General features: G+C 47.6%; 12 protein-coding genes. 2 read left to right on the top strand and 10 right to left on the bottom strand.

Annotation, left to right across the window (positions count from 1 at the left end):
- The 10 genes from lpdA to PEB0122_RS02120 all read right to left on the bottom strand — a co-directional run bounded on the left by lpdA (position 1) and on the right by PEB0122_RS02120 (position 12,144).
- On the bottom strand, positions 1-1,407 hold the full coding sequence (gene lpdA, locus PEB0122_RS02165) for a dihydrolipoyl dehydrogenase (protein ID WP_075915373.1): 1,407 nt from the start codon (positions 1,405-1,407) through the stop codon (positions 1-3).
- 46 nt (positions 1,408-1,453) lie between these two features.
- A complete protein-coding gene (locus PEB0122_RS02160) occupies positions 1,454-2,092 on the bottom strand; it encodes a LysE family translocator (protein WP_075915694.1) in 639 nt (212 codons plus the stop codon).
- 3 nt (positions 2,093-2,095) lie between these two features.
- On the bottom strand, positions 2,096-2,491 hold the full coding sequence (locus PEB0122_RS02155) for an MAPEG family protein (RefSeq protein ID WP_075915372.1): 396 nt from the start codon (positions 2,489-2,491) through the stop codon (positions 2,096-2,098).
- A 16-nt stretch (positions 2,492-2,507) separates the two neighbouring features.
- The gene (odhB, locus tag PEB0122_RS02150) at positions 2,508-3,728 is read right to left on the bottom strand and encodes a 2-oxoglutarate dehydrogenase complex dihydrolipoyllysine-residue succinyltransferase (RefSeq protein WP_075915371.1); all 1,221 of its coding nucleotides are present in this window, start codon (positions 3,726-3,728) and stop codon (positions 2,508-2,510) included.
- A 33-nt stretch (positions 3,729-3,761) separates the two neighbouring features.
- Complete coding sequence (locus PEB0122_RS02145; protein WP_075915370.1) at positions 3,762-6,758, bottom strand: 2-oxoglutarate dehydrogenase E1 component; 2,997 nt, start codon at positions 6,756-6,758, stop codon at positions 3,762-3,764.
- Positions 6,759-6,892: 134 nt separating this feature from the next.
- Positions 6,893-7,795: a succinate--CoA ligase subunit alpha gene (sucD, locus tag PEB0122_RS02140; protein WP_075869480.1), complete on the bottom strand. Its 903-nt coding sequence runs from the start codon at positions 7,793-7,795 to the stop codon at positions 6,893-6,895.
- Positions 7,796-7,799: 4 nt separating this feature from the next.
- Positions 7,800-8,996, bottom strand: coding sequence for an ADP-forming succinate--CoA ligase subunit beta (gene sucC / locus PEB0122_RS02135; protein ID WP_075869481.1), 1,197 nt, complete (start codon positions 8,994-8,996; stop codon positions 7,800-7,802).
- A gap of 92 nt (positions 8,997-9,088) precedes the next feature.
- Entirely contained in the window at positions 9,089-10,051 is a 963-nt protein-coding gene (mdh, locus tag PEB0122_RS02130; RefSeq protein ID WP_075913772.1) for a malate dehydrogenase, read from the bottom strand.
- A 337-nt stretch (positions 10,052-10,388) separates the two neighbouring features.
- Positions 10,389-11,531: a cell division protein ZapE gene (zapE, locus tag PEB0122_RS02125; RefSeq protein WP_075915369.1), complete on the bottom strand. Its 1,143-nt coding sequence runs from the start codon at positions 11,529-11,531 to the stop codon at positions 10,389-10,391.
- A 67-nt stretch (positions 11,532-11,598) separates the two neighbouring features.
- Positions 11,599-12,144: an AprI/Inh family metalloprotease inhibitor gene (locus PEB0122_RS02120; RefSeq protein ID WP_075869484.1), complete on the bottom strand. Its 546-nt coding sequence runs from the start codon at positions 12,142-12,144 to the stop codon at positions 11,599-11,601.
- Between the two features lie 499 nt (positions 12,145-12,643).
- Here PEB0122_RS02120 and dapF point away from each other — a divergent pair, with 499 nt between their 5' ends.
- Positions 12,644-13,489, top strand: a complete 846-nt coding sequence (dapF, locus tag PEB0122_RS02115) for a diaminopimelate epimerase (RefSeq protein WP_075915692.1) — start codon at positions 12,644-12,646, stop codon at positions 13,487-13,489.
- Positions 13,489-14,772, top strand: coding sequence for a tRNA (N(6)-L-threonylcarbamoyladenosine(37)-C(2))-methylthiotransferase MtaB (gene mtaB / locus PEB0122_RS02110; RefSeq protein ID WP_075869486.1), 1,284 nt, complete (start codon positions 13,489-13,491; stop codon positions 14,770-14,772). Before dapF ends, mtaB begins: the two co-directional genes overlap by 1 nt.
- Positions 14,773-14,949 lie beyond the last annotated feature (177 nt).

The following is a 14,949-nucleotide window of genomic DNA, read 5'->3' as shown; positions in this document are numbered from 1 at the left end:
TTACATATTGATCGGTTTTGAAAAAGCGGCCAATGCAGCCTCTTTCACAGCTTCCGACATTGTCGGATGAGCATGGCAGGTCCGTGCCAGATCTTCCGATGAGCCGCCAAATTCCATCAAAACAGCAATTTCGTGAATCATTTCACCAGCACCGAAGCCAAGGATATGGCCGCCCAGAACCTTGTCGGTCTTGGCGCAAGCAAGGATTTTGACAAATCCGTCAGTCTTCAACATAGCGCGGGCACGACCATTGGCAGAAAAGGGGAATTTGCCAACGCGATATTCAATGCCGGCTGCTTTAAGCTCTTCTTCGGTTTTACCGACAGATGCGACTTCCGGTTCTGTATAAACGACACTCGGGATCACATCATAATTGACATGGCCTTTTTGACCGGCAAGAATTTCAGCCAGAGCAACACCTTCGTCTTCCGCTTTATGGGCAAGCATCGGACCTTTGACAACATCGCCAATTGCGTAAATTCCGGCAATATTTGTTTGCCAATGTGAATCGATATTCACCCGACCACGTTCGTCCAGTGCTACACCGGCCTCTTTGAGACCAAGTCCTTCGGTATAAGGACGACGACCAGTAGCAACGAGAACAATATCGGCTTCAAGAGTTTCAGCCGAACCACCTTTAACAGGTTCAAAGGTAACTTTTGCACCAGATGCGGTTTTTTCAACGCCGGTTACTTTTGCGCCGAGTTTATATTCGATACCTTGTTTTTCCATGAGTTTCTGGAACTGCTTGGACACTTCGCCATCCATCGGCCCCAGAACCTTGTCGAGAAATTCGACGACTGTTACCTTTGCACCAAGCCGGCTCCAGACCGAACCAAGCTCAGAACCGATCACACCGGCGCCGACAACAACCATGTGATGAGGTACTTTGGGAAGCGACAAAGCACCGGTTGAGGAAACAATAACTTTTTCATCGATATCGATCTTCATTCCCGGAATACCGGCAACGTCGGAACCTGTTGCGATGATGATATTTTTGGTCTCAAGAGTCTGTTTCGAGCCATCTTTGGCAGCAACTTCGACTTTGCCTGCACCAAGAATTCTGGCCGTGCCGTAAACGGTGTCAATCTTGTTTTTCTTCATCAGAAAAGCGACACCGCTTGTGTTACCATCAACGGTTTTCTGCTTGTGGGCCATCATGCCGGCAAGGTCGAGTTTGGGTTTGGAAACCGAAACACCCAAAGCCTCGAAACCGTGTTGAGCCGAGGCAAAAATTTCGGAAGCATAGAGCAGCGCTTTGGAAGGAATACAGCCGACATTAAGACATGTACCACCCAATGTATCGCGCTTTTCCACGATTGCGGTTTTTAGCCCGAGTTGTGCAGCCTTGATTGCTGCAACATATCCACCGGGACCTGCTCCAATTACGACGACATCATAAGACATTCTTTTTCCTTTCGTTACGGCCGCAGAGACCTGAAAATTTTAAAACTTACGAGGCTTTCTGAAACATAAGCCTGATACTGAATGCGATGAAAACAGCTCCGCAAAGGCGATCAATCCATTTGGCGGCGCGTTGATATAATGAGCGAATGGCAGGGGTCGTCATAAAAATGCCAACCAAAACGAACCATCCTATAAGAAGTGCCGACATCGATAGACCATAGCAAAACTTAACTGCTATAGGCGTTACCGGTGCGACAAATGTCGAGAAAATCGAAAGAAAGAAAAACACCGCTTTGGGGTTAAGAGCATTGACGGTAAATCCGGCAAAAAATGCTTTTTTCAAATTTTGCCGTGTTTTCCTACTTTTTCCGTTTTCGTTTTTTTCACCCGCAATACCGCGCGAGGTAATGCTTTTAATGCCGATATAGAGAAGATAGAGAACACCGAGCCACTTAACGACATTAAACAGAATAAGGGATTTCGAAATGAGCAATCCAAGTCCCAGAATCGTGTAACTTACGTGAAAGAGCAGAGCCGCGCCGATGCCGAAAGCTGTCGCAAAAGCGGCCTCACGCCCATGAACCAACGATTGGCGCAAAATCAATGCGAAATCGGCTCCCGGCGTTATTGCCGCAATTGCGAATACCGCCATCAATGTTGACCATTCGACAAAATAAGGAGCCATCATCTAACTCCAGAAAGCGGCGACAAGCATGATGACCAATCCGAGGATGGAAATTAGCCAGACGATGCTACGGATGTAGGGGATGCCCAAGAGGTAAAGCGGAATATAGATAATCCTTGCTATGACCCATATGGATCCACCTGCCACGGTCAACATAATGTTATTTGGGGCAAAATCACCAAGCAACATCAATGCCAGAAATGCCGGATAAGTTTCACGGAAATTGACGCTCGCACGCATTGCCCGACCGGCATAAACCGATTTTGGCGCCTCACCGCCATCTCTTGGTCCGGCGTTCCAGCTTCGTCCCAATTCACGTGTTGCGAGAAAAGCCTGCAAAAAAATATGCACCAACAACAATATGACGCTTATGGCCAATAATGCTGCTGGTGCATTCATTTGCGACTATCCTATTTTAAAGATCGATAACGAGACGTTCCGGATCTTCAAGGCATTCTTTAACGCGAACGAGGAATGTAACAGCTTCCTGACCATCAACGATACGGTGGTCATAAGAGAGAGCGAGATACATCATCGGACGGGCAACAACCTCGCCATTGACAACGACAGCACGTTCCTTGATGGCATGCATACCCAGAATACCCGATTGAGGAGCATTGAGGATAGGTGTGGACATCAATGAACCATAAACGCCACCATTGGTGATGGTGAATGTGCCACCCTGCATATCGGCGACAGCGAGCTTGCCGTCACGTGCGAGACGTCCAAGGCGACCGATTTCTTTTTCGATCCCAGCAATTGAAAGCTGGTCTGCGTCACGAACAACCGGAACAACAAGGCCTTTGGCTGTACCAACAGCAATACCGGCATTGACATAATTTTTGTAAATAATGTCGGTACCGTCGATTTCGGCATTAACAGCGGGAACTTCTTTCAATGCGTGGCAAACAGCCTTGGTGAAGAAGCCCATGAAGCCGAGTTTGACGCCATGTTTCTTCTCGAACATTTCCTTGTAGCGTTTACGCAAGTCCATAATAGCCGACATGTCCACTTCGTTGAAAGTGGTGAGCATTGCCATGGTGTTTTGTGCGTCTTTCAAACGACGGGCAATGGTCTGGCGCAATTTTGTCATGCGGACACGTTCTTCACGTGCTGCATCTTGCGGCTGGGAAGCTGCGCGCGGTGCAGCAACCGGAGCAGCGGCCGAAATGCCTTTTGCAAGAGCATCAAGAACGTCGCCTTTGAGGACCTGACCACGCTTGCCCGAACCATCAACCTGACCGGCTGACAAATTGTTTTCAGCCATGAGCTTGGCTGCTGAAGGAGCAGGCTGCATCGAGCCGGAAGCGGCTGCAGGTGCACTTACTGCCGGTTGTGGTGCAGGAGCGCTCGGTGCCGGTTGGGCAGGCTTTGGCTGCGGAGCAACATTGCCGGCAGCTCCAGCCTCAATCGAGCCGAGAAGCGCGCCAACTTCGACATTGTCACCTTCGTTGGCAACAATTTCTGTCAATTTTCCTGCGACAGGCGAGGGAACCTCGACTGTTACTTTATCAGTTTCAAGTTCAACCAAGGGCTCGTCCATAGCGACAGCATCGCCAACTTTTTTGAACCATTTCCCAATGGTTGCTTCAGTAACGGACTCGCCCAGAGTAGGAACACGGATTTCATTAGCCATAATTTTTTTCCATACGTCAGAGTGATTTGAGAATTAAGCCAACGCGTCTTCAAGGAACGCGGCAAGCTGTTGAAGATGTTGCGACATAAGCCCGGTTGCAGGCGAAGCACTTGCAGGACGACCGGCATAACGGGCACGAGGATATTTCGCGCCGATATGAGCCAGTACCCATTCAAGATACGGTTCAATAAATGACCAGGCACCCATATTTTTCGGCTCTTCCTGACACCAGACGATTTCCGCTTGCAAGAAGCGGGAAAGAACAGTGATCAAGGCTTTTGCCGGGAACGGGTAAAGCTGTTCAACACGCAACAGATAGACATCATCGATTCCGCGTTTTTCGCGCTCTTCGTAAAGGTCATAATAGACCTTGCCGGAGCAGAGAACGACACGACGGATCTTGTTGTCTTTCTGCAACTTGATTGCCTGATCCTTGAGCTGTTGGGCGTCATCAAGCAACAAGCGATGGAACGTTGTATCGGCTCCCATATCGCTCAACGAAGAAATGGCGCGTTTGTGACGCAACAAGGATTTCGGTGTCATCAAGATCAGCGGTTTACGGAAATCGCGTTTGATCTGACGGCGCAAAATGTGGAAGTAATTTGCCGGTGTCGTACAATTGGCAACCTGCATATTATCTTCTGCACATAGTTGCAGATAACGTTCAAGGCGGGCTGAAGAGTGTTCCGGTCCCTGACCTTCAAATCCATGTGGCAACAGGCAGACAAGGCCACTCATACGCAACCATTTGCGCTCGCCAGAGGAAATGAACTGGTCAAAAAGAACCTGTGCACCATTCGCAAAGTCACCGAATTGGGCTTCCCACAAGTTCAAGCCGAGCGGTTGTGCCAGTGAATATCCATATTCAAATCCCAATACACCTTCTTCCGAAAGCATCGAGTTGACAGGCTCATAAATGGCCTGACCCTTTTTGAGATTATTTAACGGGATATAACGGTTTTCGTTTTCCTGATCGTAAAGAACCGAATGACGCTGGCTGAATGTGCCACGTTCGACATCTTCACCGGAAAGACGAACCGGTGCACCTTCGATAACGAGTGAACCGAAAGCCAAAGCTTCACCGGTCGCCCAATCGATTCCTTCACCTGTTGCAAACATTTTCGCACGGTTATCAAGGAAACGCTTAATGGTTTTGTGAACATGAAAATCGGCGGGAATGTCAACCAGACGTTCGCCAATTTCTTTCAGTGTCTTGATTGGCACACCGGTTGCACCGCGACGTTGGTCATCGGCATTATCGGCGGCTTTCAAGCCTGTCCATGTACCATCAAGCCAATCGGCCTTGTTGGGCTTATAGGAAGTGGCTGCTTCAAATTCTTTTTCAAGTTTGTCGTGCCACTCGCGCTTTTGCTGGTCGAGTTCTTCAGCTTTGATAAGGCCTTCTTTTTCCAGCTTCTCGCCATAAAGTTCCAAAGTGGTTTTATGACCACGAATGGCTTTATACATCAATGGCTGCGTGAAGGAAGGTTCATCACCTTCATTGTGACCAAACCGGCGATAGCAGAACATGTCGATAACAACCGGTTTATGGAAAATCATGCGGAATTCTGTTGCAACCTTGGCAACATAAACAACTGCTTCCGGATCATCGCCATTGACGTGGAAAATCGGCGCGTCGATCATCTTGGCAATATCTGACGGATAAGGTGTCGAGCGACCAAAACGCGGATTGGTGGTAAAGCCGATCTGGTTGTTGATGATGAAGTGGATAGAGCCGGCAACACGGAAACCTTTCAGTCCCGAAAGACCCAATGTTTCCTGAATAACACCTTGACCGGCAAATGCTGCATCACCATGGATAAGAACCGGCATAACTTTTGCCCGCTCGCTGAGCGGAACAAGATCACTGCGGCTTGGACCGGCAAGCAAATCCTGTTTTGCACGGGTTTTACCGATCACAACAGGGTCGACAATTTCGAGGTGGGACGGGTTGGCAAGAAGTGACAAATGCACCTTGTTGCCATCGAACTCACGATCGGAAGATGTACCCAAATGGTATTTCACATCGCCTGAACCTTCAACATCGTCAGGCTTATATGAGCCACCTTTGAATTCATGGAAGATCGCGCGATGGGGCTTGGAGAGCACCTGCGAAAGAACGTTAAGACGTCCGCGGTGAGCCATACCGAAAACGATCTCTTCCACACCAAGAGCACCACCGCGCTTGATGATCTGTTCAAGAGCCGGAATAAGCGATTCACCGCCATCAAGGCCGAAACGCTTGGTTCCTTTATATTTTGTATCTAGAAACTTCTCGAAACCTTCGGCTTCTACAAGCTTATGAACAATAGCCTTTTTACCTTCAGGCGTGAACGACACCCAATTGTTCGGGCCTTCAATGCGTTCCTGAATCCAGCTTTTTTCTGCCGGATCGGAAATATGCATGAACTCGACACCAATTGTATTGCAATAGGTGTTTTTCAATATCTCCAACATCTGCGGGATTGTTGCATATTCAAGCCCGAGAACATTGTCGATAAATATCTTGCGATCATAGTCAGCCGTTGTGAAACCATAGGTTTCAGGCGACAATTCGTTATAATCTTCCGGTGCTTCACGCAATTGTAACGGATCAAGTTTTGCATGAAGATGGCCGCGCATACGATAGGCGCGGATCATCATAATCGCGCGCACTGAATCGCGGGTTGCCTGAATGATATCGGCATTGCTTACAGCCGAACCGCCTTTTTTGGCTGCTTCTGCTGCTTTGCCTTTGAGCTTGTCGCCCATATGTTTTTCAACAGCGGACCAATCACCGTCCAGAGCTGATACCAGCTCGCCTACCGGCTTTACCGGCCAATTGTCACGCTGCCAGGATGCGCCTTCAGCATTTTTCAGCACATCTTCTTTATTGTCTTTTAAATTATCGAAAAATTCACGCCATTGCGGATCAACGCCGGCGGGGTTTTTCTCATACTCGGCATAAAGCTGATCTATATAATCAGCATTGCCACCATATAAAAACGAAGTTTGTTCAAAAAGATCGTTTGTCTGGTCCTGCCTTGCCATATATTCTGCCGGAACACCTGTTCCGTCTCCTTAATATCCGCGGGAACACCCTACGAATTGGTGTTGAAGAAGCATTCGCTTCTGTTAAAAAAATCAAGCCACCCGAACCAGTCGCCCGAGTGGCTTTTTTGTAATTATCCTTTAAGAACCTCAACGAGCGTCTTGCCGATTTGCGCAGGTGACGGAGAAACCCGAATACCGGCTGCTTCCATAGCAGCGATCTTGTCTTCGGCTCCTCCTTTGCCACCGGAAATTACAGCACCGGCATGCCCCATTGTGCGGCCCTTGGGCGCTGTACGACCGGCAATAAAACCGACAACCGGTTTTTTGCGCCCCTTCTTGGCTTCATCGATCAGAAATTGGGAAGCATCTTCCTCTGCAGAACCACCGATCTCACCGATCATAACGATCGACTTGGTTTCATCATCTGCAAGGAACATCTCAAGTACGTCAATAAATTCGGTACCCTTGACCGGATCGCCACCAATGCCGACGGCTGTTGTTTGGCCCAAACCTTCGACTGTTGTCTGATAAACAGCTTCATAGGTCAAAGTGCCCGAGCGCGACACAACACCGACCGAACCTTTCTTGAAAATCGATCCCGGCATAATGCCAATTTTGCATTCATCGGGTGTAAGAACACCGGGGCAGTTTGGGCCGATAAGGCGCGACTTCGATTTTCTCAATTTTGCCTTGACCTTGACCATATCAAGAACCGGAATACCTTCCGTGATACAAACAATAAGGCCAATTTCGGCATCAATAGCTTCCATGATTGCAGCAGCAGCACCTGCCGGCGGAACATAGATAACCGATGCATCGGCTCCCGTTTTGTCCTTGCCTTCGGCAACAGTTGCAAAAATAGGCAATTCTTCACCATTGGCACCATGCCAGGTTTCGCCGCCCTTTTTCGGGTTAACGCCACCGACCATTTTGGTCCCATGATAGGCAAGTGCCTGTTCGGTATGGAAGGTACCGGTTTTGCCGGTCAAACCCTGTACGAGAACTTTGGTATCCTTGTTGATAAGAATCGACATGACTTCAAGCTCCCTTCACGGCTGCGACAATTTTCTTGGCGGCATCGTCAAGATCATCCGCCGAGATTACATTCAGACCACTTTCATTGATAAGAGCTTTGCCCTTATCAACATTCGTGCCTTCAAGACGAATAACCAGAGGCACTTTCAAACCGACTTCCTTGACCGCAGCCAGAACACCTTCGGCAATAACATCACAACGCATGATGCCACCGAAAATATTTACCAATATGCCCTGTACATGGGGATCGGCTGTAATAATCTTGAAAGCGGCAGTCACGCGCTCTTTGGAAGCACCACCACCAACATCAAGAAAGTTTGCCGGCTCTCCACCATAAAGCTTGATGATATCCATCGTTGCCATGGCAAGGCCTGCGCCATTGACCATGCAACCGATATTGCCATCAAGAGCAATATAGGCAAGATCGTGTTTGGAAGCTTCGATTTCCTTCGGGTCTTCCTCTGAAGTATCCCGCAACTCGACAATGTCGGGGTGACGGAAAAGTGCATTATTGTCGAACGATACCTTCGAGTCCAACAACCGCAAATGACCGTTTTTCATGACGATCAACGGGTTGATTTCAAGAAGGCTCATGTCTTTTTCGACAAAAGCTTTGTAAAGAATCGGGAAAAGTTTCAATCCGTCTTCACGAGCAACACCATCAAGCTTCAGAGCATCGCAAAGTTTTGCGCTGTCTTCAGCGGTAACGCCCTTATCCGGATCAATCGGGAGGGTGAGAATTTTTTCAGGTGTATCATGTGCAACGGTTTCAATATCCATACCGCCTTCTGTCGAAACGACAAAAGCAACCTCTCCGACCGTACGGTCAACGAGAAGTGACAGATAAAGTTCGCGTTCAATATCAGCACCATCTTCAATATAAAGACGATTTACCTGTTTTCCGGCCGGTCCTGTCTGCTTGGTGACGAGTGTTTTGCCAAGCATTTCTTTGACATTGGCAACAACTTCTTCAACCGATTTTGCAAGACGGACGCCACCTTTAGCATCGGGACCAAGTTCTTTAAACTTACCCTTGCCGCGCCCACCAGCGTGAATCTGGCTTTTAACGACATAAAGCGGTCCGGGCAATTTTTTTGCCCATTCCTCTGCCTGCTCTACAGAATAGACAGCAACACCGTTTGCTATCGGTGCGCCATATTCATGAAGCAGACGCTTGGCCTGATATTCATGGATATTCATTCATTTTTCCTTTTCTATTGTGGGCCGAAAGTCCGGTCCCGGAAAATCGGTATATCCGACTTATGTGAATGAAAAAGTGGGGTGACCCCCACTTATTTCAAGTTTGGTGCAAGTTTTACGCAGGCTTCACAAAGGCCATGAACAGCATGAACAGATTTATCGAAAGCTTCCTTTTCTTTCTTATCAAGTTCAATTTCGATAACGCGTTCGACACCGCCAGCACCCAAAACAACAGGAACGCCAACATATGTGTCTTTAACGCCGTACTGGCCGGAAAGATGCGCAGCAACCGGTACAACACGCTTTTTATCTTTCAGATAGGCTTCTGCCATCGAAATAGCCGAAGCTGCCGGAGCATAATAAGCCGAACCGGTTTTCAACAAACCAACGATTTCTGCACCACCATCGCGGGTACGCTGAATAATTTTTTCGAGCTTTGCTTCGGTTGTCCAACCCATTTTGACGAGATCCGGCAAAGGAATGCCGGCAACTGTCGAATAACGGGCAAGCGGCACCATCGAATCACCATGACCGCCAAGAACGAAGGCTGTCACATCGTCAACCGAAACTTTGAATTCTTCTGCCAAAAAATAGCGGAAACGTGCGGAGTCGAGAACTCCGGCCATGCCGACAACCTTGTTTGCCGGAAGGCCTGAAAATTTTTGCAGTGCCCAAACCATCGCATCAAGCGGATTGGTGATGCAGATAACAAATGCATCAGGGGCATATTTCTTAATTCCGGCACCGACCTGTTCCATAACTTTGAGGTTGATACCAAGAAGATCGTCACGGCTCATTCCGGGCTTACGGGGAACACCTGCTGTAACGATAATGACGTTTGCGCCCTCGATTGCTGCATAGTCATTGGCGCCTGTATATTTTGCGTCGAAACCTTCAACTGGCGAAGATTCGGCAATATCAAGACCTTTACCCTGCGGCACACCCTCTGCAATATCGAACAAGACAACATCGCCAAGTTCTTTCAATCCAATCAAGTGTGCCAATGTGCCCCCGATCATTCCTGAACCGATGAGTGCTATTTTATTGCGTGCCATTCTGGTTTCTTCCCTAAAAATAGTGTCGGAATATAAAGCGGAATTTGCTCCTCGCCGACATGATCCAAACGCCCCTCAATTTTATTACGGCTTGAAAAGCCAAATAAAAAATCGGGTTTGTTAATACTCCCGTATAGATTTTAGCTGCGACGAACCGCAGTCATGAGATCTACACCTTTATCGTCGATAGGCTGAATCGTAGAAAATTACAATAGAATTATCTAAAGCTAATAAATTCAATCGGTTATATTGAATTCACTTTACGTAAACGTCAATTTTTCTTCACTTTTATGCGTCAAATTGACACAATTTATGCGTGTTTACTGGTTTTTAGGCTTTATTTGACCTGTTTTTCATTCCAATTGGCCAAATATTCCTCACTTTGCATTTCAAAAAGACGTGATGAAGTCCGTTCGAACTCGAATGTCTCTGTGGTTTGGTTTGTTCCCTGATAGAGTTTATCGGGAGTTGCAGCAGCCGAAATAAACAGCCGGATGTGGCGATCGTAAAGCGTATCAATCAGCAGAATGAAGCGTTTTGTCTCGTTTCGGTGTTCATCATCCATAATCGGCACATTATCAATGAAAAATGTATGATAACGGTCCGACAAGGCGAGATAATCGGCAGCAGCCAGCGGAATGGAGCAAAGATCAATATAGTCGAAACGGGCCGCATTATTTACTGCACGTGGCACTTGAACGGGATGTCCGCGAACTTCGACAACATCCGGCTTGGCGGTGTTTCCTTGTTCGACGAGTGCCCATGCAGCGTCCATCTTTTCCTGCGCAATATGGCCGAGAGGAGTAATATAGACAGGCTTGCGATCGGCTTTTTCCAGCCGGTAATCGGTATCTGCATCAAGGTTAAAAACCTCGACATTATCTTCGAGAATCTTGATAAAAGGCAAGAATAGCTGCCGATTGAGACCGTTTTTATAAAGATTATCAGGCGCAACATTGGACGTTGCAATCAGTGTTACACCTTCCTTGAAAAGAGCGGTAAAGAGTCTTGAAAGAACCATTGCATCGGCAATGTCGGTCACAGTAAACTCGTCAAAACAGAGAACTTTGGCTTCTTTGGCAAGGCTTGTCGCGACGGGGGGAATAGGATCGTTCTGTTTGGTTTCGCCACGCGTCAATGCCTGCCGATGACGATTTATACGATCATGCACATCGGCCATAAAATCATTGAAATGGGCGCGCCTTTTGTCACCATCGGGCAGACAGGAAAAAAACAAATCCATAAGCATGGTTTTGCCACGGCCAACTTCGCCATAAACATATAGGCCACGCACACCGGTTCGGTTATCCCTGTGTTTGCCGAAAAGCCAGCCGAGTGGAGAGCTTTTCTGCGACATACGCTTAACAGCAAGCTCGTCAAGAAGCCGGTCGAAATGCGAGATCAGGGTAATTTGCGCTTCATCACGGTCGATTTCACCGTTTTCAACCAAAGCATCATAGCGCTCACGCATTGCTCCCATCGACAAGCCCCTTCTTGTGCTGAAGAAAATAAAAGAGGCCTGATGACTGCGACCTCTTCCAATTTTATTAGCGGCTTAAAATAACCGCCTGACCGTTCACTGTATTGCCTTCGAACCGGCTAGGACCGGCAGAATAAAGCGTAGCGACAGCACTTCCGGCGCCGTCATAGAAATTCAGCTGTTTGCCACTCACTGCCCATGACGCAACTTTCGAGAAGGCTTCCGGACAATGCAACGGTCCCGCGCGATAGCCTTGGCCATATTTTGTCTGCGGTGTTGCAATCTGACAATTCAGCCCGCCAACCGAAGCTTTCCAGACACCGGCAATCGCTCCGGGAGTCAAATCCGAAGCGTTTGCAGGCGGCTGAAGACTGGCTACTTCGGTCTGTTGTTGCTGTGGGGCACTGCTACTCACGCTATTATTGGGTGCTGCCGGAAAATTATCCGGCGGCGGCAACTCGGACTGGCTGACACCACCCGAACTTGGCGGCCCCGGCATAACCACCTGCGGCGGTTCGCCACCACCATTGTTGCCGAATCGTGAATTCGCACAACCGGCAAGCATTGTTGCCATAACTGTCAATACCAGAAGTGAATTCCTCGAGACTGTCATATTCCTACTTTCCTCATCGCATGATTGCGCAGTGATACCGTACAGACGAAAGGCACGATGGTTAAATTTTACTTAAAGACTATACATAGCAAAAAAGTGTGAGAAAAAAAGAAAAACATCTGCTCTTCTTCATGATTGATGAACAAAAGAGGGGACCGGATGCAGCTTCGATTTCCTGAGTAAAAACTTTTGCCCATAAAATTATTGTTTAACATATTGTTTTTAAATGTTATTTTTAAACACAAACATGACCGGAATTTATTTACCTTAAATAGAGAATTTTAGAAATGGCGCTAAATTAAATCGGAAATCAGTTCGTAAACGCTGAAAATGGCGATCATTTTCAAAATTCTCCAATATTCTGATCAATAGTTGGATTTTCATCAATCTCCGGTTTTTATTAGTCGCTGAACTATTCCGATTGTTGATCGTGCTTGCGCTGGAATTTTTTTGGATTTTCAGCCATATTATCGTAATAAACATCAGGTAGATGGCAAATATGATCCCTTTTGAAAAAATGAATGGTCTCGGCAATGAAATAATTGTTGCCGATATGCGCGAGACCAAAACAGACATAACACCAAAAGCTGCTATCGCTCTTTCTAAAAAACGCGATACGGCTTTCGACCAGATAATGGCGGTTCATAAGCCAATTAAATCCGGTAGTGATTACCACATTGTCATATGGAACTCGGATGGATCCAAAGCTCAGGCCTGCGGAAACGGTACACGTTGCGTTGTTGAATGGCTCTATAAGCAAAATCTGGGCGACAATTTCAAACTGGATACGGTTGCCGGTATTGTCAGGGCAAAGCGCCGTGAAAACGGTTTGGTATCGGTCGATATGGGAATTCCGCATCTTGAATGGCAGGAAATACCGGTGTCACATGCCATTGCCGACACAAACCACGCCGATATCGGTCGCGGGCTACTTCATGATGCCTCGCTGGTTTCCATGGGAAACCCACATGCAATATTTTTCGTTGGCGATGATATCGAGAAAATAGCCCTTGATAAATATGGTCCCGAACTTGAACATGACCCGTTTTTCCCCGAACGTTGCAATATTTCGATTGCGCACGTCACATCGCCCACTTCTTTGACTTTGCGGACATGGGAAAGGGGAGCAGGCCTTACACGCGCTTGTGGCACCGCTTCCTGTGCCGCAACTGTTGCCGCATCAAGACGTGCACTCACAAAAAGGCATGTGACTGTAACTCTACCAGGTGGGAAACTCGACATTTTATGGGATAAAGACAACCATATCATCATGACGGGACCGACGGAATTCGAGTTTAGCGGAAAGTTCGATCCGGTTTCGGGCGAATATCAAAGGATTTCATAATGGCAACTGAAATTGTCACCTTCGGCTGTCGACTTAATGCATTTGAATCTGAGGTCATGCGCAAAGAAAGTGCTGAAGCCGGTCTTGATAAGTTGGAAAACGGCGCATTTATCTTCAATACATGCGCTGTCACGGCCGAAGCCGTTCGTCAGGCAAAACAGGCAATTCGCAAAGCGAGGCGCGAAAACCCGCTTGCACGTATCATTGTAACAGGCTGTGCCGCCCAAACTATGGGCCAGAATTTTGCCGATATGGACGAAGTTGATCTGGTTTTGGGGAATGAAGAAAAACTGCATGCCCATTCCTATCGTCAGCTTCCGGATTTCGGTGTCAACAATTACGAAAAACTCAAAGTCAACGACATCATGGACGTGAAAGAAAATGCGCCCCATATGGTTGACTCGATAGAAGGGCATTCGCGGGCTTTTGTGCAAGTGCAAAACGGTTGTGACCATCGCTGCACATTTTGCATTATTCCTTATGGAAGGGGGCCGTCACGCTCCGTTCCAATGGGTGCAGTCGTCGAACAGATAAAACGCCTTAACGGAAACGGCTATCAGGAAGTTGTCCTCACCGGCGTTGATCTTACAAGCTATGGACCTGATCTTCCCGGAAAGGCAACTCTCGGCAAACTTGTTCATTCAATTTTGAAAAACGTTCCCGATCTTGCGCGTTTGCGCCTCTCTTCAATAGACTCGGTAGAAGTCGATGATGAATTGATGGAATTACTGGCTTATGAACCACGGTTAATGCCGCATTTGCACCTTTCACTTCAGGCTGGTGACAATATGATTTTGAAACGCATGAAACGGCGCCATTTACGCGATCAATCAATCCGGTTTTGCAACGATTTACGCGACAAGCGTCCCGAAATGGTTTATGGCGCCGATCTTATCGCCGGTTTTCCGACAGAAACCGATGCGATGTTTGAAAATACATTGGCGCTCGTTGATGATTGTAAACTGACACATCTTCATGTCTTTCCCTATAGCCCGCGGGAAGGCACACCGGCTGCCCGTATGCCACAGGTTGATCGGCATATTGTCAAACTGAGAGCAGAAAAACTGAGGCAAAAGGGGCAAAAAGCCTATAACGACCATCTCAAGCATTTACAAAACACCGAACACATGATTCTTGTCGAACATGATGGAATCGGCCGCACGGAGGATTTCACACTGACCAAAATCGACGGTGCAATTGCCGGAACCATCGTTAAAGGCCACATTGTCGGCCAGGATGGCGACAAACTTATTGCCAAGCTCGACGAACGTAACGCTGCCTGACCGGGGATTTTTATGGCTAAAGGTTTATTTAAAAAAGTTTTTTCTTTTGGCTCGAACCCGAAAACGGATTCAGACAATGATGTGAAAAAAGAAGCGGCAACGCCCGCTTTGTCACCCTTTGAAGCCTATAAGGCAGCTCAGGAAAAAAAACAGAGCGAAGCCACCAACACTGAAAAC

The organism is Ditibartonella apis (assembly GCF_001952075.1).
Taxonomy (GTDB): Bacteria; Pseudomonadota; Alphaproteobacteria; order Rhizobiales; family Rhizobiaceae; genus Bartonella; species Bartonella apis.
This window is presented reverse-complemented; position numbering and strand designations above follow the sequence as displayed.

Coding starts and splice junctions, on each gene's coding strand:
- lpdA (WP_075915373.1), bottom strand. CDS start 1,407: ATGTCTTATGATGTCGTCGTAATTGGAGCAGGTCCCGGTGGATATGTT.
- PEB0122_RS02160 (WP_075915694.1), bottom strand. CDS start 2,092: ATGGCTCCTTATTTTGTCGAATGGTCAACATTGATGGCGGTATTCGCA.
- PEB0122_RS02155 (WP_075915372.1), bottom strand. CDS start 2,491: ATGAATGCACCAGCAGCATTATTGGCCATAAGCGTCATATTGTTGTTG.
- odhB (WP_075915371.1), bottom strand. CDS start 3,728: ATGGCTAATGAAATCCGTGTTCCTACTCTGGGCGAGTCCGTTACTGAA.
- PEB0122_RS02145 (WP_075915370.1), bottom strand. CDS start 6,758: ATGGCAAGGCAGGACCAGACAAACGATCTTTTTGAACAAACTTCGTTT.
- sucD (WP_075869480.1), bottom strand. CDS start 7,795: ATGTCGATTCTTATCAACAAGGATACCAAAGTTCTCGTACAGGGTTTG.
- sucC (WP_075869481.1), bottom strand. CDS start 8,996: ATGAATATCCATGAATATCAGGCCAAGCGTCTGCTTCATGAATATGGC.
- mdh (WP_075913772.1), bottom strand. CDS start 10,051: ATGGCACGCAATAAAATAGCACTCATCGGTTCAGGAATGATCGGGGGC.
- zapE (WP_075915369.1), bottom strand. CDS start 11,531: ATGGGAGCAATGCGTGAGCGCTATGATGCTTTGGTTGAAAACGGTGAA.
- PEB0122_RS02120 (WP_075869484.1), bottom strand. CDS start 12,144: ATGACAGTCTCGAGGAATTCACTTCTGGTATTGACAGTTATGGCAACA.
- dapF (WP_075915692.1), top strand. CDS start 12,644: ATGATCCCTTTTGAAAAAATGAATGGTCTCGGCAATGAAATAATTGTT.
- mtaB (WP_075869486.1), top strand. CDS start 13,489: ATGGCAACTGAAATTGTCACCTTCGGCTGTCGACTTAATGCATTTGAA.